This window comes from Stenotrophomonas sp. YJH_SMC_14-1 (assembly GCF_059372275.1).
Genome location: NZ_JCAFVK010000001.1, coordinates 747,979 through 767,833, shown reverse-complemented (window position 1 = coordinate 767,833; position 19,855 = coordinate 747,979). Strand labels below are relative to the sequence as shown.

The window sequence follows — 19,855 nt, the reverse complement described above, 5'->3', positions numbered from 1 at the left end:
AAGAAAAACGCCTGCAGATCGAGGATCTGCAGGCGCTTCTTTGTATCTGGCGGAGTGAGAGGGATTCGAACCCTCGATAGAGCTTTTGACCCTATACTCCCTTAGCAGGGGAGCCCCTTCGGCCACTCGGGCATCACTCCGGGGTTTTCTCCGCGTCTGGTGCGTTGCACCTCAGCGGGGCGTGAATCATAACGTTAATCGAGTGCGAAGGTAAAGCGTTATTCGGCAGAATTTTCGCTACCGGTGCCACCGGCTTCGTCACCGCGCTGGATGCGCTGATAGATCTCTTCGCGATGCACAGCAACGTCCTTCGGCGCGGTGATGCCGATACGCACCTGGTTACCCTTGACGCCAAGCACGGTGACGCTCACCGAGTCTCCGATCATCAGGGTTTCGCCGACGCGGCGAGTCAGGATCAACATTTTTGTAAGTCTCCATGGAACCGTGTGGAAGGGTATCCCCCACCGGCTTGACGCTCCGTCAAGAAGCGCTACCACGACAAAGGGAAAAGATTCGCAATGGTACCGTCAGCCGTCCCGCTCCTACAAGGAGGGGGACGGCCAGGTTCATCACAGGCGGGGGCTGACCCATTCGACGACTGCAGCCAGCGCAGTGGCAAGGGCGGGCCCGTCCTCGCCACCACCCTGGGCGAGGTCCGGGCGTCCGCCGCCCTTGCCCCCGATCTGACTGGCGATATGGGACAACAGTTCCCCGGCCTTGACCTTGCCCATTGCACTGCCGTTCACACCCGCGACCAGGGCGGCCTTGCCGTCCTGGGCGCCGGCCAGCACGATCACCGCGTCGCCCAGCTGCTGCTTGAGGCGGTCCATGGCGTCACGCAGGGCCTTGGCGTCGAAGCCCTCCAGGCGGGCAGCCAGTACCTTCACGCCAGCAACCTCGACGGCCTGGCCGGACAGATCGGCCGTGGCACCGGCGGCGACCTTGGCCTTCACGGCCTCCAGTTCGCGCTCCAGCTGCTTCTGGCGCTGACCGAGGGCACGGATCTTCTCGACCACGTCGGCAGCGCTGCCACCGAGCAGTTCAGCGGCCTCGGCCAGGCGGGCCTCTTCGGCGTCCACGTAATCCAGCGCACCCTGGCCGGTAACAGCCTCGATGCGGCGCACGCCCGCGGAGACGCCGCCCTCGGAGGTGATCTTGAACAGGCCGATGTCGCCGGTACGGTTGACGTGGGTACCACCGCACAGCTCGGTGGAGTAGTCACCCATCTTCAACACGCGCACGTGCTCGCCGTACTTCTCGCCGAACAGGGCCATCGCGCCGAAGTCCAGCGCTTCCTGCATGCCCATGTTGTGTACTTCAGCGGCGTTGTTGGCGCGCACCTGCTGGTTGACCTTGCGCTCGATCACGGCAAGCTCTTCCGCGCTGATCGGCTGGAAGTGCGAGAAGTCGAAACGCAGGCGGTCCGGAGCGACCAGCGAGCCCTTCTGCTGCACGTGGGTGCCCAGCACTTCGCGCAGGGCGGCGTGCAGCAGGTGGGTGGCCGAGTGGTTGAGGATGGTGGCGCCACGGCGCTCGCCATCGACCTGGCCGGAGAGCACGTCGCCGACCTTCAGGCCGCCTTCGGACAGGGTGCCGACATGGCCATGGAACTGGCCGGCGAACTTCTGGGTGTCGTCCACCGCCAGGCGCACGCCGTTGCCGGTCAGTACGCCGGTGTCACCGACCTGGCCGCCGGACTCGGCGTAGAACGGGGTCTGGTTGGTGATGACGATGACTGCGTCACCGGCATCGGCCGACTGCACCGGACGGCCGTCCTTGAGCAGGGCCAGCACGGTCAGGCCGTCAGCCTGCAGGCGGTCGTAGCCCAGGAACAGGGTCGGGCTCAGGGTCGCCACCAGCTCGGCGGGCAGGGTCACGCCACCACCGAACTTGCCGGCCGCGCGCGCGGTCTCGCGCTGCTGCTCCATCGCGGCATCGAAGCCGGCAATGTCGACGGTCAGGTCGCGCTCGCGGGCGATGTCCTGGGTCAGGTCGAGCGGGAAACCATAGGTGTCGTACAGGCGGAAGGCGTCAACGCCCGGGATCACGCCATTGCTGGCCTTCCCCGCGACGTCCTCGAAGATCTTCATGCCGGCGTCGAGGGTTTCGGCGAAACGCTCTTCTTCGGCCTGCAGCGCACGGGTGACGGTGTCCACCGCAGCCGGCAGTTCCGGATAGGCTTCGCCCATCTGCTCGACCAGGGTCGGCACCAGCTTGCTGAAGAACGGCTGGCGCACGCCCAGCATCCAGCCGTGGCGCAGTGCGCGGCGGATGATACGGCGCAGCACGTAACCGCGGCCTTCGTTGGACGGCAGCACGCCATCGACGATCAGGAACGAACAGGCACGGATGTGGTCGGCGATCACGCGCAGCGACTTGTTTTCCAGGTCGGCGGTGCCGGTCAGCTCGGAGGCCTTGCGGATCAGGGCCTGGAACAGGTCGATCTCATAGTTGGTGTGCACGTGCTGCAGGATCGCCGCCAGGCGCTCCAGGCCCATGCCGGTATCCACGCACGGCGCCGGCAGTGGCACCAGGGTGCCGTCGGGCTGGCGGTCGAACTGCATGAACACCAGGTTCCAGATTTCGATGAAGCGGTCGCCGTCTTCATCCGGGGAACCCGGGGGGCCACCGGCGATATGGTCACCGTGGTCGTAGAAGATTTCGGTGCACGGGCCGCACGGGCCGGTGTCGGCCATCTGCCAGAAGTTGTCCGAAGCGAACGGTGCGCCCTTGTTGTCGCCGATGCGCACGATGCGCTCTTCCGGCACGCCGACCATGTCGCGCCACAGCGCGTAGGCTTCGTCATCGGTCTGGTAGACGGTGACCAGCAGGCGTTCGGCCGGCAGCTTCCAGACCTGGGTCAGCAGTTCCCAGGCCCAGGCGATCGCGTCCTTCTTGAAGTAGTCGCCGAACGACCAGTTGCCCAGCATTTCGAAGAAAGTGTGGTGGCGCGCGGTGTAGCCGACCTGGTCGAGGTCGTTGTGCTTGCCGCCCGCGCGCAGGCAGCGCTGGACGTCGGCCGCGCGCACGTAGCTGCGCTTTTCCGCGCCAAGGAACACGTCCTTGAACTGCACCATGCCGGAGTTGGTGAACAGCAGGGTCGGATCATTGCCCGGCACCAGCGGCGCCGACGGCACGATGGTGTGGCCTTTGCCCTTGAAGAATTCAAGGAAGTCGCTGCGGATCTGGGAAGTCGTGAATTTGGCGGATGCGTTCATTGGGGGCTGGCAGTCTGCGGGCCGGCGGACCCGGACCACCGGCCGCGTTGGCCAGGGTCGCGAGGGACCGCCGAAAACCTAAAGGGTATCAGGCCCGGCGCCGCCAGTCTCAGTCATCCGGGTCGTAGCGGGTCGCGCGGCGGATGCTGTCGCCGTCGAAGCCCCGTCGGGCCAGCAGATCGGCAGCCTTGCGCCGCTGTGTCAGGTCCTGCGGACCGGCCTCGCCAAAGCGCCGGCGGACCAGATCACGGGCGTTTTCCTGCCAGTCGCCTTCGTAGCTGTCCATCGCTGCGGCAATCGCGGCACTGTCCAGGCCGTGGGTCCCCAGCTCGGCGCGGACATGGATCGGCCCATAACCGGTGTTGGCGCGCATCCTCACCAGGTTCTCGGCAAAACGGGTGTCGTCCTGCCAGCCGGCCTCGGTCAACTTGGCGACAGCGGCCTGCGCGGCTTCGTCTTCGATGCCACGGGCGGTCAGCTTGCGGGTGAGTTCCTTGCGCGAGTGCTCGCGGCGGACCAGCAGGCCCAGTGCCCGTTGCACGGGGGTCTGCTCACGCGGCCGGCGCTTGCGGCCGGTCGGAATGTCTTCGGCGTCGGACATGGGTACTCCAAGGGTGGCGCCATCCGTGGCGCCCAGCCCATCCCTGGGCGATTCGAACCTGCGGGACAGGGCGACGTCACTGACGGCGCCACCCTGCCCCACAGCAAGCCTTATTCGTCTTCGCCTTCGTCGTCGCCTTCCTCGCGGGCCGCTTCGGCCGGCTGGAATTTCTCGCGCAGCTCGGCCTCGAGCTTGGCGGCGACAGTCGGGTTGTCGCGCAGGTAGCCGCGGGCGTTGTCCTTGCCCTGGCCAATGCGTTCTTCACCGTAGCTGTACCAGGCGCCAGCCTTCTCGACCAGCTTGGCATCCACACCCATGTCGATCAGCTCGCCTTCACGGCTGATGCCTTCGCCATACAGGATCTCGGTGATGACCTGCTTGAACGGAGGTGCCAGCTTGTTCTTGACGACCTTGATCTTGGTCTGGTTACCGATGATCTCGTCACCCTTCTTGATCGCGCCGATACGGCGGATGTCCAGGCGGACCGAGGCGTAGAACTTCAGCGCGTTGCCACCCGTGGTGGTTTCCGGGCTCTGGCCCGGCATCATCACGCCGATCTTCATGCGCAGCTGGTTGATGAAGATCACCAGGGTGTTGGAGCGCTTGATGTTGCCGGTCAGCTTGCGCAGCGCCTGGCTCATCAGGCGGGCCTGCAGGCCGGGCAGCTGGTCGCCCATCTCGCCTTCGATTTCGGCCTTCGGGGTCAGCGCGGCAACCGAGTCGATCACCAGGATGTCGACCGAACCCGAACGGACCAGCATGTCGGCGATTTCCAGCGCCTGCTCACCGGTGTCCGGCTGCGACAGCAGCAGGTCGTCCACGTTCACGCCCAGTTTGGCGGCGTAGATCGGGTCCAGCGCGTGCTCGGCGTCGATGAAGGCCGCGGTACCGCCCATCTTCTGGCATTCGGCGATGGCCTGCAGGGTCAAGGTGGTCTTGCCCGAGGATTCCGGCCCGTAGATCTCAACGACACGGCCCTTCGGCAGACCACCAATGCCCAGCGCGATGTCGAGCATCAGCGAACCGGTCGGGATGGCTTCGACGGGTTCGACCACACGGTCGCCCATGCGCATCACCGAGCCCTTGCCGAACTGCTTTTCGATCTGGCCCAGAGCTGCAGCGAGGGCGCGCTTCTTGTTCTCGTCCATCGGATTGGTCCTTGCAGAGGTCGTGTCGTTGGAGGTGCTGTCTTTGTGGGTCTTCTTTGCCATGGGTTCACTTTAAGTCGGACGTATCGCACAGGCTGAGATTCTGCCCGGCGCTCTGAAAAGAATTATCGGACATCCGTACCAACCTCAGTGGAACCAGAGAATCGCCACAAAAGACCGCGGGGTAATGCGCTATGGAACGGGTCAACGGTTGGGCCGCAGCAGGCCGCAATAGAGGCCCTCGATCGCGAAGTCCTGATCCGGCAGTACCTCGATCGGCTTGTAATCGGGATTGCGCGGCAGCAGGCGGATGCGATCCTTGGCGATCTTCAGCAGCTTGACCGTGATCTCGTCATCGATGCGGGCCACCACGATCTGCCCGGAATGGGCGTCGCGGGTGCGATGCACGCCGATCAGGTCACCGTCGAAGATGCCCTCGTCGATCATCGAATCGCCCTGCACCTTCAGCAGGTAGTCCGGCGCTGGCGAGAAAAACACCCGGTCCAGCACCACGAAATCGTCCGAGCCGATGTCGGCGCCGATCGGGAGGCCGGCCGCAACCCGGCCCAGCACCGGCAGGCGCAGCACACTGTCGGGCAGGCCCGGCTCGGCCAGCTTCTCGACCGGCGGTGCCTGTACCAGGCGGATGCCGCGGGCCTGACCGGGGATGCGACGGATCGCACCGGCCTGCTCCAGGGCTTCCAGGTGGTACTGGGCCGCGCGCACGCCCTTGAAGCCGAACGCACGTGCGATTTCAGTCTGCGAGGGCGGCGCGCCTTCGCTCTCGATACGCTCGGCGATCAACTGCAGGATCGCCTGCTGGGTGTCGGTCAGGTCCATGGTTAGTAGTATTACTACTAATATCCGGGACTGCAAGTGCCGGGGGCGACACGGCAACATCTGTAGTGCGAGCCATACTCGGCAGTCGGGCGAATGGCCGGGCGGCAAAGGCGAATGCAAGGGCGAAAGCAGCCGACCAGCGGTCGGCTCTACAGGAATCGTTGCGCGATTCCGCGGTTCCCGCTGGGAACCGCTGCGGTAAACACACTCAGGTGTGTTTACCGCTTCTCCATATCGAGAACAGGATCCACACGCCGCAGAAGCCGGCGCCGATGAAGCCGCAGACGCCCAGCGCCAGCAGCCAGCGGCTGGAGACGCCGCCGACGCTGTGCATCACGATCGAGGAACCGATGATCAGCGCAGCAGTGACGATGCCCATCACCAACCGGTTCGCTGCGCGGTTCACCTGTTCGCCAAAGCCTTGCAGCGCCGTGGTTTCCACCTTCAACTGCAGGCGTCCCCGGCGCGCCGCCTGCACCAGCTTGCGCAGGTCGCGGGGAAGCTCACCGGCGAAGTCGACCAGGCCCAGCAGGCTGCGGCGGCCGCGCTTGAACAGCGCCTTGGGCGCGTAGCGCTGCAGCACCACCCGCTCCAGGAACGGGCGCGCGGCACTGGCCATGTCGAAATCCGGGTCCAGCTGCCGGCCCATGCCCTCCAGGGTCAGGAACGCCTTGATCATCAGCGCCAGGTCAGCCGGCAGGGTCAGGCTGTAGCTGCGCAGCAGCTGGGTGATGTCGCCCAGCATCAGGCCGATGCGCAGGTCCTTCAGCGGCACGCCACGGTATTGATCTACGAACTGGCTGATGTCGTGCTGCAGCCGGTTCTCGTCCACCTCAACACCGCCGGCCCAGTCCAGCAGCACGTCGGCCACGCCCTGCGGATCCTGCTCGACCAGCCCGTGCAGCAGCTGCGCCACCTGGAAACGCCGGACTTCCGACAAGGCGCCGACCATGCCGAAATCAATCACGCCGATGCGGCCATCACGTAGATAGATGATGTTGCCCGGGTGCGGATCGGCGTGGAAGCTGCCGTCCTCCAGCACCATTTTCAGCACAATGCCGGCGCCACGCCGTGCCAGCTCGCGCCGGTCCAAGCCCGCCGCATCGACGCCGGCCAGGTCTCGGCCAGGAATGCCGTCGACGAAGTCCTGCACGTTCAGGCTCTCGCAGGTCCACTGCCAGTGCACCTGCGGAATCAGTATGTCGTCACGGCCGCTGAAGTTGCGCGCGATGCGCTCGGCATTGCGGCATTCGGCAGCGAAATCCAGCTCGCGGCGCAGCGACACGGTGAACTGCTGCACGACTTCGGCCGGGCGGTAACGACGCAGGTCCGGCAGTCGCGCTTCAACGATCTCGGCCAGGCGGGCCAGCAGACGCAGGTCGGCCTCGACCACATCGCGGATGCCGGGGCGCCGCACCTTCAGCACCACCTCGCGACCATCATGCAGGCGTGCGCGATGGGCCTGCGCCAGCGAGGCGGCAGCCATCGGGGTTTCATCGAGGAACGCGAACACCTCTGCAGGCGGTGCGCCAAGGTCGGCCTCGAGCTGCTCACGGATGTCCGCGTACGGCAGCGCAGGTACCGCGTTCTGCAGTTCGGACAGCTCAGCGATCCATTCCGGCGGCAGCAGGTCAACGCGCGTCGCCAGCACCTGCCCGAGCTTGACGAAAGTGGGACCGAGATCCTGCATCGCGCTGCGCACGCGCACCGGTGCGGTCATCCGCAGCAGTTCCTGCCGCTCCTCGTTCCAGTGCAGAAGGCGCCCTGCCCGCTCCAATGTGCTGGCCAGGCCGATGCGCCGCACCACGTCGCCGAAGCCATAGCGGATCAGGACGACGGCAATTTCCTGCAGTCGGCCCAGGTCACGGACCGTGCCCAGCGTTTCCCACATCATGCGTGCTCCGGACGATTACCGGAGCAGCATGTCACAGCTGGGCGTCGATACCGCGCAATGCCGCCGCCACGGTTTGCCGGCGGATGGCTTCGCGGTCGCCATCGAACTGGAACAGCTCGGCGCGGGCATAGCCGCCCCGGCGTTTCCAGCCGATCCAGACACTGCCGACCGGCTTGTCCGGGCTGCCACCGCCAGGACCCGCGATGCCGGTCACCGCCACGGCGATGCCGGCACCGGAATTGACCAGTGCGCCGGACACCATCTCCAGTACGGTTTCGCGGCTGACCGCACCGAACTGCTCCAGGGTCTGCGCGCGCACACCCAGCAGGCGCTGCTTGGCCTCGTAGCTGTAGACCACCATGCCACAGTCGAAGAACGCCGAGGAACCGGCGATATCGGTCATGCACTTGGCGATCCAGCCGCCACTGCAGCTTTCAGCGGTCACCAGCTGCAGCGAAGCCTGCTGCAGGCGCTGCCCGAGCGCGGCGGACTGGGCGTTGAGGTCGGCGTCGGTGGGGATGGACATCGGCATGACGGTGGGGTGAAGAACCTGCACGTTGTACCGCAGATGACAGGCGGATGTCGCGCCCCTCCAGCACGGTGGTTGCCGGCCAGCGGCCGGCACTACCGGGGATTGGCCGCTACCTCACCACTCCGGCAGCTTCTCCCGCAGCAGCGCCCGGATCGGCGCGCCGTCGGCACTGGCAGCCAGCTTTTCGGCTTCGGCGATCGGCAGGTCGACCTGCAGCAGCCAGCCGTCTTCATCGGCCTGCTCTCTGCGGATCACTTCCAGCTGGTGCAGGCGCGCGCGCAGGCGGCCGGCATCCGGCGGCAGGCGCAGTTCGCCGGTGACATGCTGCAGGCCCAGGCGCTTGCCCAGTACCGCCTGCAACAGCTCCAGGCCCTGCCCGTCACGCGCGGAGATCCACACCCGCTCGCGACGCGACTCATCCGGGATACCGTCCTGGCCATCGTGGCGGACGTCGGCACCATCGATGCGGTCGATCTTGTTGAACACCAGCAGCTGCGGCAGGTCACCGGCACCGACCGCGGTCAGTACCTCGTCGACCTGTGCGATGCGCTCCTCGCGGTGCGGATCGGCAGCGTCGACCACGTGCAGCAGGAAATCCGCCTCGCGCGCCTCGGACAGGGTCGAGCGGAACGCCGCAACCAGGTCATGTGGCAGGTCGCGGACGAAGCCGACGGTGTCGGCCAGGACCACGTTGCCACCCGGAACCGCAATGCGGCGCACGGTCGGATCCAGCGTTGCAAACAGCTGGTCGGCGGCATAGGCCTCGGCGCCGGTCATGGCGTTGAACAGGGTCGACTTGCCGGCGTTGGTGTAGCCCACCAGGGCCACGCGCGGCAGCTCGCTGCGCACACGCGCACGGCGCATCTGGGTGCGCTGCACTTCGACCTTTTCCAGGCGTTTCTGCAGCTGCTCCACGCGCTTCTGCAGCAGGCGGCGGTCGGTTTCCAGCTGGGTTTCACCCGGGCCGCGCAGGCCGATCGAACCGCCGCGCTGGCGCTCCAGATGGGTCCAGCCGCGCACCAGCCGCGTGGCCAGGTGACGCAGCTGCGCCAGTTCGACCTGCAGCTTGCCTTCGTGGCTGTGCGCACGCTGGGCGAAGATGTCCAGGATCAGGCCGGTACGGTCGATCACCCGGCGCTCGAGGAAACGTTCCAGGTTGCGTTCCTGGCCCGGGCTCAACGCATGGTTGACCAGGATCAGGTCGGCACCGCTGGCATCTGCCGCAGCCTTGATCTCGTCCAGCTTGCCGCTGCCGATCAGGGTCGACGGATTCGGTCGGTCCAGGCGCGCAGTGATCGTCGCGGCGATGCTGGCCCCAGCCGAGCGGGCCAGATCACCGAATTCTTCCAGCACATCGTCTTCCAGCTTGCCGAAATGGGGCTGGATCAACAGGGCGTGTTCACCCTTTTTCGAGCGGTCAAACATTCACCGCTCCGGTCTTACTCGTCTGCTTCATCACCTGCCTGACCACCTTCACCCGACTGCACGTAACCACCGCCCGGGCCAACCTTCACGTTGCGTGCCGGAACGACCGTGGAAATGGCATGCTTGTAGACCATCTGACTGACCGTGTTGCGCAGCAGGACCACGAACTGGTCGAACGACTCGATCGTGCCCTGCAGCTTGATGCCGTTCACCAGGTACACCGAAACCGGCACGCGTTCGCGCCGCAGTGCGTTCAAGAAAGGATCCTGCAGCGATTGCCCCTTGGACATTGCACACTCCTGATTATTGTTCTTATTGGGTTGCCGACGGTTGCCACGGCCCCCGAGCCGCCCGCCGACCGATGATGTTACACGGCTGGCGGGGGTTCAGCGTGCGACGAAGGTCGACACCGCGCCGGCCAGGCGCTCCCCATCGACATGGGGGTCGAACCAGCGCGCATCAAGCTCGCCGCGCAGCCAGGTCAGCTGGCGCTTGGCCAGCTGCCGGGTGGCGAAGATCGCCTTGTCACGGAAACGGGCGGCATCACCCTCCCCGTCCAGGTATTCCCAGGCCTGGCGATAGCCAACCGCGCGCACCGCCGGCAGGTCCAGCGGCGCCGTCACGGCGGCCATTTCCGGCATTGCACGCAGTGCCCGCACCTCGTCCAGGAAGCCCTGCGCCAGCATGGCGTCGAAGCGCGCCTCGATGCGCTGGTGCAGTACCGCGCGGTCACGCGGGGCGAGGATCAGCTTGAGGGTGCGCACCGGCAATGGCGCGACGCCCGGCCGGCGCTGCCATTCACTGATCGGCGTGCCGGTGAGGCGATAGACCTCCAACGCCCGCTGGATGCGTTGCGGGTCGGTGGCATGGATACGTGCGGCTGCGGCTGGATCGACGATGGCCAGTTCTGCGTGCAGTGCCGCCCAGCCCCGCTCGGCCGCCTCGGTGCTGAGTGCTTCGCGCATCACCGGGTCGGCCTCCGGCATCGGCGACAGGCCCTGCAGCAGGGCCCGGAAGTACAGCCCCGTGCCACCTGCCAGGATCGGCGTTTTGCCGCGTGCCACGATGTCGGCAACGACGCGGCCGGCATCGGCGGCGAACTCGGCCGCCGAATAGGTCTGCCACGGATCGCGCAGGTCCAGCAGATGGTGCGGCGCCTGCGCCCGCTCGGCCGCATCCGGCTTGGCCGAGCCGATATCCAGATGCCGGTAGACCAGCGCCGAATCGACGCTGACGATCTCGCCATCCAGCTGCTTCGCCAGGGCGATCGCGGTGGCGGTCTTGCCACTGGCGGTCGGCCCCATCACGGCGATCGCCAGTGGCCGCCGGTCGATGCCCATCAGTCTTCGTCCGGCCAGCGGATCGTCGGCGTGGCGTCGGCGCGCGGCGTTGGCACGGCCTCGACTGCCTGCCAGATCTTCAGCGCATCGATGGTGGCGGCCACGTCATGCACGCGCACGATGCGTGCGCCGCGCTGCACCGCGATCAGGTGCGCGGCCACCGAGGCGGCCACGCGCTCGGACGGCGTGTCGCGACCGGTCAGTTCGCCCAGGCTGCGCTTGCGCGACAGGCCAGCCAGCATCGGCAGGCCCAGCTCCAGGAACCGCTCGGAGCGTGCCAGCAGGGTCATGTTGTGGGCAGTGGTTTTGCCGAAACCGAAACCGAGATCGATCAGCAGGTTCTTCTTCGCAATGCCCGCCATCTCGGCAGCGAACAGGCGCTGGACCAGGAAGCCGTGCACCTCGGCGACCACGTCGTCGTAATGTGGATCGGCCTGCATGTGGCCTGGCTCGCCCTGCATGTGCATCAGCACCACCGGCACGCCGGTTGCAGCGGCGGCGTCCAGCGCCCCTTCCTGACGCAGGCCGTAGATGTCATTGATCATGCCGGCGCCAGCCGCCACCGCCGCGCGCATCACTTCCGGCTTGAAGGTGTCGATGCTGATCGGCACCCGGGTGCGCGCGGCCAGCTGCTCGATCACCGGAATCACCCGGCGCAGTTCCTCCTCCACCGATACCGGCGCAGCGCCCGGCCGGGTCGATTCGCCGCCGATGTCCAGCAGGTCCGCGCCCTCCTCGACCAGCTTCAGGCCATGGCCGACCGCAGCCTCGGTGGTGTCGTGCGCGCCGCCATCGGAGAACGAGTCCGGGGTGACGTTGACGATGCCCATGACCTGGGCACGATCGAGGCGCAGGATGCGGCCGGCGCAATCGAGCTGGGGCGAGGTATCGAACATGGGCAATCCTGCAGGGACAACGGCGGGTAGTTTAGTTCGGCAGGGCGGCGCCCTGCACCCGCAGAGGCAACGGCCAAAGCTAATGCGGCTCTGGATTGCTGATGGTCTGGCGGGACGGTGTGGGGCTGCAGGACACGCCGTAAACCCGTCCTTGGGGGCTCGATGGCGCCATCCATGGCGCCAACGGTCCTGCAGCCCCACACCGCCCCACCTCCGACAGATTCCCGGTGACGGTTGGATGGGGACCGGTAGATCCACGCCATGCGTGGATGCTCTTCGTTCAATTCTCGAGATACTCGAGTTCGATGGAGATTCATCCACGCATGGCGTGGATCTACGTGTCGACCAAGGTCGACACCTACCAACAGCAGCAGGAATCTGTCAGAGGTGGGGCGGTGTCGGAGTGCGGGGTGTCAGCCGCATGGATGCGGCTGCCAAGCTTACAGGGACGTACTTGCAGCGTCCCCGCCCTCCGACACCGCCCCGCCATCCTACGGAAAGCCCGCTGTTGCTGTTGCTGTTGAGGTTGTCGGCCAGCGGCCGGCACTACCGCGGGTGCAGGGCGCAGCCCTGCCGACACCCCCTCAACGGCGGCGGCGCTTGCGGTCCACGTACAGGGTCCTGGCGATGCTCAGCACGATGCCAACGGCGATACCCACCACGCAGCCCAGCAGCAGGTTGTCGGCCCCCAAGCCCACACCGACGCCGACCACGGTGGCGATCACCATCTCGGCGGTGTGGGAAATCGGTTCGGGCTTCGGGGCGGACATGCGGGCTCCAGCGTCAGATCGGTTCTTCGGGATGGGCCAGTGGCCCGGAAACGACGAAGCCGGGTTGCCCCGGCCTCGTCTGGTGTCACCTGCAGCGGGCCGTCAGTGCGATTCGGCCGGGCCTGCGATCGGCGGCAGCGGACGGGCGTCGCCGCCCTTGTCGTTGCCGCCATCCTTGTTCGACTTGCTCCAGCCCGCCGGCGGCGGCGGATCGCGGCCTTCCATGATCGCGTCGATCTGCGGCGCGTCGATGGTCTCGTACTGCAGCAGCAGCTGCGACATCGCGTGCAGCTTGTCGATGTTCTCGGTCAGCAGCTGGGTCGTGCGGGCGTAGGCCTTATCGAGGATGTTGCGCACTTCCTCGTCGATCCGGCGCGCCGTGTCGTTGGACACGCTCTTGTGCTGGGTGACCGAACGGCCCAGGAACACCTCGTCGTCCTCTTCGCCATAGGCGATCGGGCCGAGCTGCTCGGACAGGCCCCACTTGGTGACCATGTTGCGGGCCATCTTTGTGGCACGCTCGATGTCGTTGGAGGCGCCGGTGGTGACCTTATCCTCGCCGAAGATCAGTTCTTCAGCGACGCGGCCGCCGTACAGCGAGCACAGCTGCGACTGGATCGCCACGCGGTTCATCGAGTACTTGTCGCCTTCCGGCAGGTACATGGTCACACCCAGCGCACGGCCGCGCGGAATGATGGTCACCTTGTAGACCGGGTCGTGCTCGGGCACCAGGCGGCCGACGATGGCGTGGCCGGCCTCGTGGTACGCGGTCAGGGTCTTCTCGTCCTCGCTCATGGCCATCGAGCGGCGCTCGGCACCCATCAGGATCTTGTCGCGGGCACGGTCGAAGTGGTCCATGCGGACTTCCTTCTCGTTGCCACGCGCGGCAAACAGGGCCGCCTCGTTGCAGAGGTTGGCCAGGTCCGCACCGGAGAAGCCCGGGGTACCACGCGCGATCACCATCGGCTCGACGTCGTCAGCCAGCGGCAGCTTGCGCATGTGGACCTTGAGGATGTGCTCGCGGCCCTTCACGTCCGGCAGGCCGACCACGACCTGGCGGTCGAAACGGCCCGGGCGCAGCAGCGCCGGGTCCAGCACGTCCGGACGGTTGGTCGCAGCGATCACGATCACGCCTTCGCCGCCTTCAAAACCGTCCATCTCGACCAGCAGCTGGTTCAGGGTCTGCTCGCGCTCGTCGTGACCGCCGCCCAGGCCGGCGCCACGGTGGCGGCCGACGGCGTCGATTTCGTCGATGAAGATGATGCACGGCGCGTGCTTCTTGGCCTGCTCGAACATGTCACGCACGCGGCTGGCGCCGACGCCGACGAACATTTCCACGAAGTCCGAACCGGAGATCGAGAAGAACGGCACCTTGGCTTCGCCGGCGATGGCCTTGGCCAGCAGCGTCTTGCCGGTACCCGGCGGGCCCACCATCAGCACGCCGCGCGGAATCTTGCCACCCAGCTTGGTGAACTTGGACGGGTCGCGCAGGAAGTCGACCAGTTCGCCCACTTCTTCCTTGGCCTCGTCACAGCCGGCGACGTCGGCGAAGGTGACCTTGATCTGGTCTTCGCCCTGCAGCTTGGCGCGCGACTTGCCGAAGGACATCGCGCCCTTGGCACCGCCGCCACCGCCCTGCATCTGGCGCATGATGAACAACCAGAAGCCGATGATCAGGATGACCGGAAGGAAATTCATCAGGATCGCGCCGAGGGAAATGCCGCTGGACGGCTCCTCCTGCACGATCTCCACGTTCTTGGTACGCAGCACGTTGATCAGGTCACGATCGAACGGCGCGGTGATGGTGGACGACTGCCCACCGCGGGTGGTGTAGGTCAGCTGGCTGGTACCGCCGCGCATGTCGCCGCCAAAGGCGACCTTCTGCACGTTGCCGCTGTCCACCTGGTCCAGGAACTGCGAGTAAGACGCGCCCTGCGCGCCGGCCCCGGAGGACTTCGGCGAGAAGCTCTGGAAGACCACCATCAGCACGACGGCGACGACCACCCATAGCAGGAGGTTCTTGGTCAAGTCGTTCATCCTCATTGGCTCCGGTGTTCCTCTCAGTGCTGGCGTTGCGTTGGGGTCGAACTTGCTTACGTTGCGAGCTTACTTCATGTGGGCGCGTTTTCCCTGACCCAAGGCATACACCTCGGGAGAGCGCTTGCGCGAAGCTTCCGGCTTGCGGATGGAGACCTTGTCGTACCGGCGACGCATGTCGCGCACGTAGTCGTCAAAGCCTTCACCCTGGAACAGCTTGATCAGGAACGCCCCACCGGTCTTCAGGTGGTTGTCGGCAAAATCCAGGGCCAGCTCCGCCAGGTGCATCATCCGCGGCTGGTCGACCGCGCCTACACCACTCTTATTGGGGGCCATGTCCGACAGCACAAGGTCTACCGGCTGATCCCCGAGCATGGCTTCAAACTGCGATAGAACGGCTTCTTCCCTGAAGTCACCATGAAGGAACTCCACGCCGGCCAGCGGCGGCATGTCCAGGATGTCCAGCGCCAGCACGCGACCGGTGTCGCCGATCTGTCTCCGCACCTGCTGAGACCAGCCGCCCGGGGCGGCACCGAGGTCGACCACCACCATGTGCGGCTTCAGCAACCGGTCACGTTCCAGCAGCTCTTCGAGCTTGTAGGCGGCGCGCGAGCGCATGCCTTCGGCCTGGGCCTTCTTCACGAAGGGGTCGGAGAAGTGTTCCTTGAGCCAGCGCTGGCTGCTTTTGCTGCGGGTAGCCATTGAAAATAGGGGCTGATGGGGTCCTCATGATACCCTGATCGCCCCATTCAACCGTGTTTTCCTGCATGTCCATCGCCCTGACCGCCTCCCAGACCCGTTTCCTGCGCGGCCAAGCCCACGACCTGAAGGCCCTGCTGCAGACCGGCGGCAAGGGTGTGACCCCGGCCTTCATCGCTGAGCTGAACGAAGTGCTGGAGCGCCACGAGCTGGTCAAGGTGAAGGTCGCTGCCGAAGACCGCGACGCCCGTGACGTGATGATCGGCGAGATCGTCGAAGCCACCGAAAGCGCGCTGGTGCAGCGCATCGGCCACGTCGCCGTGTTGTACCGCCCGAGCAAGGAACAGCGCCAGATCGTGCTGCCGCGCGGCTGATCGCCCTACTGCCATGCAGCTGAACCACGAACCGCCGGATTACGCCTATAGCCTCCGTGCCGCCGATGGCCGCTCGGCCAAGGTGAATGACCAGGCTCTGGGCAGCAGTTTCTTCCTGACCCCGGACCAGCTGGTCACGCAATGGCCGGTGGTGAGCGCCACTGCGCTGCAGGTGGCTGACCTGGAGCCGATCCTGGCGCTGAATCCGGCGCTGATCGTGCTCGGCACGGGTGACCGTCAGGTGTTCCCGCCGGCGGTGGTGATGGCCGCCTGCCTGTCACGCGGCATCGGCCTGGAAGTGATGAACAATCCAGCCGCCGCGCGCACCTTCAACATCCTGGCCAGCGAAGGCCGCAAGGTCGCCGCCGCCTTCATTCTGGAAGGCTGAGGTCGAGTCACCGGGTGGCTCCTGGCCAGCTGCCCGAAGGTGTGCAGCGGAATGCCGAGAACGCCTTGAGCCGGCCAATCAGGTTGCCGCCCTGCCCCCAGCGGATATCCATGACCTTCCAGTCCCGGTCCTGCCGCTGCAGCAGGACCCGGTCGGTCCAGCGGTAGTCGCCCACGGCCATGTCGACATGGATCCAAGTGGCGTCACCGCTCGATCCGGGCATTCCCACGGATATCGTTTCCGGTCGATCCGGCGCCAGCAGATACGGGCTCCGGTCCAGCATGTGCGGCTTTTCATCAGGCGCCGCCAGTACGGTGCAGGCCTGTTCATATGCACGCTGCCCAGCGATGGCTGAGCGGAGGGCCTCACCCAGCAGTGGGGAAACGGTCGTTTCGTTCGACGTCGGTGCCTGGATGGCGTCGTAGAGCCGGGTGACCACGTCACGTGGATCGCTGCTGGCGGCGGCCGCCAATGGCGCGACGATGAGCAGCACGAAAAGGGCTGTTGGGCGAGACATGCGGCACCGGATTGGGGGGCCGTTGAAGCATGCCGCTTCCCTGGCTCGCCGGGAAGCTTGAGATGCGCCTCTCATGGTCGCAAATGGCCACCCACGGCGGCCAGCGTACAGCGAGTCGAGCATGGCTCGGCGCTGCAGGTCGGGAACGCCGGGCGTGGCCCGGCGCTCCCCGATCCAACGACGATCAGCGTGCCGGCAGGTACTGCTGCGGATCCACCGGCTTGCCGTTGTAACGGATCTCGAAGTGGACCATGTCGCGGTTCGCACCGGTGCGGCCCATCTCGGCGATCTGCTCACCGGCCTTCACACTCTGCCCTTCATTCACCAGGCGCTTGCGGTTGTGGCCATAGGCCGACAGCCACTGGTCGCTGTGCTTGATGATGATCAGCTCGCCGTAGCCGACCAGGCCGGCGCCGGAGTACACCACCACACCGTTGGCGGTGGCCTTGACCGGCTGGCCGCTGGTACCGGCGATGTCCACGCCCTGCTTGGTCGCGTCACCGGCCACGTAGCGGCCGACGATCGCGCCATCGGCCGGCCAGCGCCAGGCGATGTTGCTCTTCACCGGACCCACCGGCGCCGGGGCCGGGACCGATGTGGTGCTGCCGCCGCTGCTGCCACCCGAGCGCGGCGGGGTGACCACCGTGGTCGGCGCGCGGCCGCCGCTGGCACCGGCCGGATACAGTCGGATCACCTGCCCCGGATGGATGGTCGAGGGGTTGTCCAGACTGTTCCAGGCAATCAGGTCGGCCGGGGTGATGTCATGGATGCGGGCCAGCGCATAGATGGTATCGCCCTTGCGCACCACCACAGTCTGCCCGGGCTTGGGCACCGAGGTCTTCGGCGTGGTCACACCACCGCCGGTGCTGCCACCACCAGGACGAACCACGGTTGCGGTGCCGCAGGCGGCCAGGGTGGAAACCAGCAACGCCAGCGCGCCGATGCGCACTCCCTTGCTCAGACGATCAGGATTCATGCGAACTTCGACCTCCATACAAGCCAGGCGATCAGCACCACCACCAACGCGGTGGCGATCCAGCCCAGCGGTTCAATCCAGCGACGCAGTGCCGCTTCAGCACGCGCACCACCGATACGGATGACCGCAGCCAGCACGAACACGCGCTTGCCGCGACCGATCAGCATGCTCAACAGGTACTGCGGCATCGGCACGCCGACGATACCCGATGCCCACGTGAAGACCTTCATCGGGATGGGCATGAAGCCGCCCAGCACCAGGAAGGTGAACACCGCCCACGGCGACTCGGCCATCTTCGCCTGCACGGTGGTGATGCCCTGCTCGATTGCCGGCAGCATGCCCAGCGCTTCGAACAGCGGCTTGATCGCCTCGAAGGCGTAATGGCCCAGTGCATACCCAAGCAGTGCGCCGACCATCGAGCCGGCCAGGCTGAGGGTGGCGAACCACCAGCCGCGTTTCGGCTGGGCCACGCACATCGGCGCCAGCATCACTTCCGGCATCACCGGAAAGATGATCGCCTCGAAGAAGCTCAACACCGTCAGGTAGGTCGGCGCGCGTTCGTGCGCCGCCCACTTCATCGCCCGCTCGTACAGCGGCCCGAAAATCTTCATGCAACCCTGCTCCGTGGATTAGTCGAGCATGCCGGACAGCAGCGGCACGAAGGTGACCGGCGCCAGCACGCGTTGTTCGATGCTGCCGTCAGCCCTGCGGTCCAGCTGCACCAGCGACTGCCCAGCCGGCCCGCCGACCGGCGCCACCAGGCGGCCGCCCTCGGCCAGCTGCCCGACCAGTTCATCGACCAGTGCAGGCGCCGCGGCGGTGACGACGATGGCATCGAACGGGCCGTGCTCGGCCCAGCCGGCGCGACCATCATCATGCTTGGTGCGGATGTTCATGCCCAGCGCACGGAAGCGCTTGCGCGCCTGTCGCAGCAGGTCGCCGATGCGTTCGACGGTGTAGATCTCCAGGCCAAGCGCGCCGAGCACGGCGGCCTGGTAGCCGGAGCCGGTACCGACTTCCAGCACTTTCTTTGGCGAGACCTGCAGCACGGCTTCGGTCATGCGCGCCACCACCCACGGCTGGGAGATGGTCTGGCCGTGGCCGATCGGCAGGGCGGTGTCTTCGTAGGCGCGTGACGCCAGCGCTTCGTCGATGAACAGATGGCGCGGCACTACCCGGATCGCATTCAAGGTCGACTCGTCGACGATGCCAGCCTCGCGCAGGCGATCGACCAGGCGGTCGCGCACACGCTGCGAGGTCATGCCGATGCCGACGGCTTCCGGTTGCAGGCGCAGGCGTGGGCTCATGCCGGCTGGTCCAGCGCGGCGCTGAGGCCGCCGACCCAGCTGGCCACTTTCTCCAGTGCCTGGTAGCGGGTCAGGTCGACCTGGATCGGGGTAATCGAGATGTGGCCGGTGCGTACCGCGTGGAAATCGGTGCCGGGGCCGGAGTCCTGCTCACGACCGGCCGGGCCGATCCAGTACACCTCGTTGCCGCGCGGGTCCTTCTGCGCGATACAGCCTTCTGCACGATGGCGGTTGCCCAGGCGGGTGACCTCGAAGCCCTTGACCTCGTTCCACGGCAGGTCCGGCACGTTGACGTTGAGGATGGTGTCAGCCGGCAACGGATCGGCCTTGAGCCGGGCGACGATCTCCACCGCAGCGCGCGCGGCGGTCTCGAAGTGTTTCGGATCGTGGTTGCGGGTGACCAGCGAGACCGCCACCGCCGGCAGGCCGAGGAAGCGACCTTCCATCGCCGCCGAGACGGTGCCGGAATAGATCACGTCATCGCCGAGGTTGGCGGCGTTGTTGATGCCGGACACGACAATGTCGGGTTCGAACTCGAGCAGCCCGGTCAGCGCCAGGTGCACGCAGTCGGTCGGGGTACCGGCCACCGAGACGGTGTAATGGTCGATGCGCTTGAGGCGGATCGGCAGGTCCAGGGTCAGCGAATTGCTGGCGCCGGAGCGATCGCGGTCGGGCGCGACCACCGTGACTTCGTGACCGGCCTCACGCAGCACCGAAGCAAGCATCCGGATGCCTGCGGCGTCGACACCATCGTCATTACTGACCAGGATTCGCATCTTCGATTTAACCGCTTGATTTTCCAAGAATTCGATTCCATCACCGTGCAGTGTGGGCGGGACCGTCGTACTCCCCTGCGGAAGCCGTCGACCCTGCAAGGGCATCGTCTATTGTGC

The 19,855-nt window shown here is 66.3% G+C and carries 21 protein-coding genes and 1 tRNA gene; 2 read left to right on the top strand and 20 right to left on the bottom strand.

Features of this window, described 5'->3' with window-relative positions:
• Positions 1-47: 47 nt before the first annotated feature.
• The 15 genes from AC5P9P_RS03805 to rlmE all read right to left on the bottom strand — a co-directional run bounded on the left by AC5P9P_RS03805 (position 48) and on the right by rlmE (position 15,403).
• A tRNA-Ser gene (locus AC5P9P_RS03805) sits at positions 48-140 on the bottom strand.
• 78 nt (positions 141-218) lie between these two features.
• Entirely contained in the window at positions 219-422 is a 204-nt protein-coding gene (csrA, locus tag AC5P9P_RS03800) for a carbon storage regulator CsrA (RefSeq protein WP_004152909.1), read from the bottom strand.
• A 147-nt stretch (positions 423-569) separates the two neighbouring features.
• Entirely contained in the window at positions 570-3,218 is a 2,649-nt protein-coding gene (alaS, locus tag AC5P9P_RS03795) for an alanine--tRNA ligase (RefSeq protein WP_033834136.1), read from the bottom strand.
• Between the two features lie 109 nt (positions 3,219-3,327).
• Positions 3,328-3,819: a recombination regulator RecX gene (recX, locus tag AC5P9P_RS03790; RefSeq protein WP_005409024.1), complete on the bottom strand. Its 492-nt coding sequence runs from the start codon at positions 3,817-3,819 to the stop codon at positions 3,328-3,330.
• Positions 3,820-3,929: 110 nt separating this feature from the next.
• On the bottom strand, positions 3,930-4,967 hold the full coding sequence (recA, locus tag AC5P9P_RS03785; RefSeq protein WP_005412937.1) for a recombinase RecA: 1,038 nt from the start codon (positions 4,965-4,967) through the stop codon (positions 3,930-3,932).
• Positions 4,968-5,171: 204 nt separating this feature from the next.
• Positions 5,172-5,807, bottom strand: a complete 636-nt coding sequence (lexA, locus tag AC5P9P_RS03780) for a transcriptional repressor LexA (RefSeq protein WP_005412936.1) — start codon at positions 5,805-5,807, stop codon at positions 5,172-5,174.
• A 208-nt stretch (positions 5,808-6,015) separates the two neighbouring features.
• Positions 6,016-7,698: a 2-polyprenylphenol 6-hydroxylase gene (gene ubiB, locus AC5P9P_RS03775; protein ID WP_049403899.1), complete on the bottom strand. Its 1,683-nt coding sequence runs from the start codon at positions 7,696-7,698 to the stop codon at positions 6,016-6,018.
• Between the two features lie 34 nt (positions 7,699-7,732).
• Positions 7,733-8,227, bottom strand: coding sequence for a CinA family protein (locus tag AC5P9P_RS03770; protein WP_005409020.1), 495 nt, complete (start codon positions 8,225-8,227; stop codon positions 7,733-7,735).
• Between the two features lie 120 nt (positions 8,228-8,347).
• Positions 8,348-9,658, bottom strand: coding sequence for a ribosome rescue GTPase HflX (hflX, locus tag AC5P9P_RS03765; RefSeq protein WP_495232600.1), 1,311 nt, complete (start codon positions 9,656-9,658; stop codon positions 8,348-8,350).
• A gap of 14 nt (positions 9,659-9,672) precedes the next feature.
• Positions 9,673-9,948: an RNA chaperone Hfq gene (hfq, locus tag AC5P9P_RS03760; protein ID WP_004152891.1), complete on the bottom strand. Its 276-nt coding sequence runs from the start codon at positions 9,946-9,948 to the stop codon at positions 9,673-9,675.
• Between the two features lie 96 nt (positions 9,949-10,044).
• Entirely contained in the window at positions 10,045-10,998 is a 954-nt protein-coding gene (gene miaA, locus AC5P9P_RS03755; RefSeq protein WP_111188614.1) for a tRNA (adenosine(37)-N6)-dimethylallyltransferase MiaA, read from the bottom strand.
• A complete protein-coding gene (gene folP, locus AC5P9P_RS03750; RefSeq protein ID WP_049403889.1) occupies positions 10,998-11,894 on the bottom strand; it encodes a dihydropteroate synthase in 897 nt (298 codons plus the stop codon). Before folP ends, miaA begins: the two co-directional genes overlap by 1 nt.
• 584 nt (positions 11,895-12,478) lie before the next feature.
• Complete coding sequence (locus AC5P9P_RS03745) at positions 12,479-12,664, bottom strand: hypothetical protein (protein ID WP_005416039.1); 186 nt, start codon at positions 12,662-12,664, stop codon at positions 12,479-12,481.
• 102 nt (positions 12,665-12,766) lie between these two features.
• The gene (gene ftsH, locus AC5P9P_RS03740) at positions 12,767-14,701 is read right to left on the bottom strand and encodes an ATP-dependent zinc metalloprotease FtsH (protein WP_005409015.1); all 1,935 of its coding nucleotides are present in this window, start codon (positions 14,699-14,701) and stop codon (positions 12,767-12,769) included.
• Positions 14,702-14,770: 69 nt separating this feature from the next.
• The gene (rlmE, locus tag AC5P9P_RS03735) at positions 14,771-15,403 is read right to left on the bottom strand and encodes a 23S rRNA (uridine(2552)-2'-O)-methyltransferase RlmE (protein ID WP_005409014.1); all 633 of its coding nucleotides are present in this window, start codon (positions 15,401-15,403) and stop codon (positions 14,771-14,773) included.
• A gap of 65 nt (positions 15,404-15,468) precedes the next feature.
• On the opposite strand from rlmE, the gene yhbY reads away from it, so the two are divergent.
• Complete coding sequence (yhbY, locus tag AC5P9P_RS03730) at positions 15,469-15,774, top strand: ribosome assembly RNA-binding protein YhbY (RefSeq protein ID WP_004152868.1); 306 nt, start codon at positions 15,469-15,471, stop codon at positions 15,772-15,774.
• 13 nt (positions 15,775-15,787) lie between these two features.
• Entirely contained in the window at positions 15,788-16,162 is a 375-nt protein-coding gene (locus AC5P9P_RS03725; protein ID WP_049404309.1) for an Mth938-like domain-containing protein, read from the top strand.
• Positions 16,163-16,169: 7 nt separating this feature from the next.
• Here AC5P9P_RS03725 and AC5P9P_RS03720 read toward each other — a convergent pair whose 3' ends face one another.
• The 5 genes from AC5P9P_RS03720 to surE all read right to left on the bottom strand — a co-directional run bounded on the left by AC5P9P_RS03720 (position 16,170) and on the right by surE (position 19,738).
• Entirely contained in the window at positions 16,170-16,679 is a 510-nt protein-coding gene (locus AC5P9P_RS03720) for a hypothetical protein (protein WP_049404307.1), read from the bottom strand.
• 184 nt (positions 16,680-16,863) lie between these two features.
• A complete protein-coding gene (locus AC5P9P_RS03715) occupies positions 16,864-17,655 on the bottom strand; it encodes a peptidoglycan DD-metalloendopeptidase family protein (RefSeq protein ID WP_005412928.1) in 792 nt (263 codons plus the stop codon).
• Positions 17,652-18,266, bottom strand: a complete 615-nt coding sequence (locus tag AC5P9P_RS03710; RefSeq protein ID WP_049404306.1) for a YqaA family protein — start codon at positions 18,264-18,266, stop codon at positions 17,652-17,654. Before AC5P9P_RS03710 ends, AC5P9P_RS03715 begins: the two co-directional genes overlap by 4 nt.
• A gap of 18 nt (positions 18,267-18,284) precedes the next feature.
• A complete protein-coding gene (locus tag AC5P9P_RS03705) occupies positions 18,285-18,962 on the bottom strand; it encodes a protein-L-isoaspartate(D-aspartate) O-methyltransferase (protein WP_049461095.1) in 678 nt (225 codons plus the stop codon).
• Positions 18,959-19,738: a 5'/3'-nucleotidase SurE gene (surE, locus tag AC5P9P_RS03700; protein WP_005409008.1), complete on the bottom strand. Its 780-nt coding sequence runs from the start codon at positions 19,736-19,738 to the stop codon at positions 18,959-18,961. The genes AC5P9P_RS03705 and surE overlap by 4 nt, the downstream gene beginning before the upstream one ends.
• Positions 19,739-19,855 lie beyond the last annotated feature (117 nt).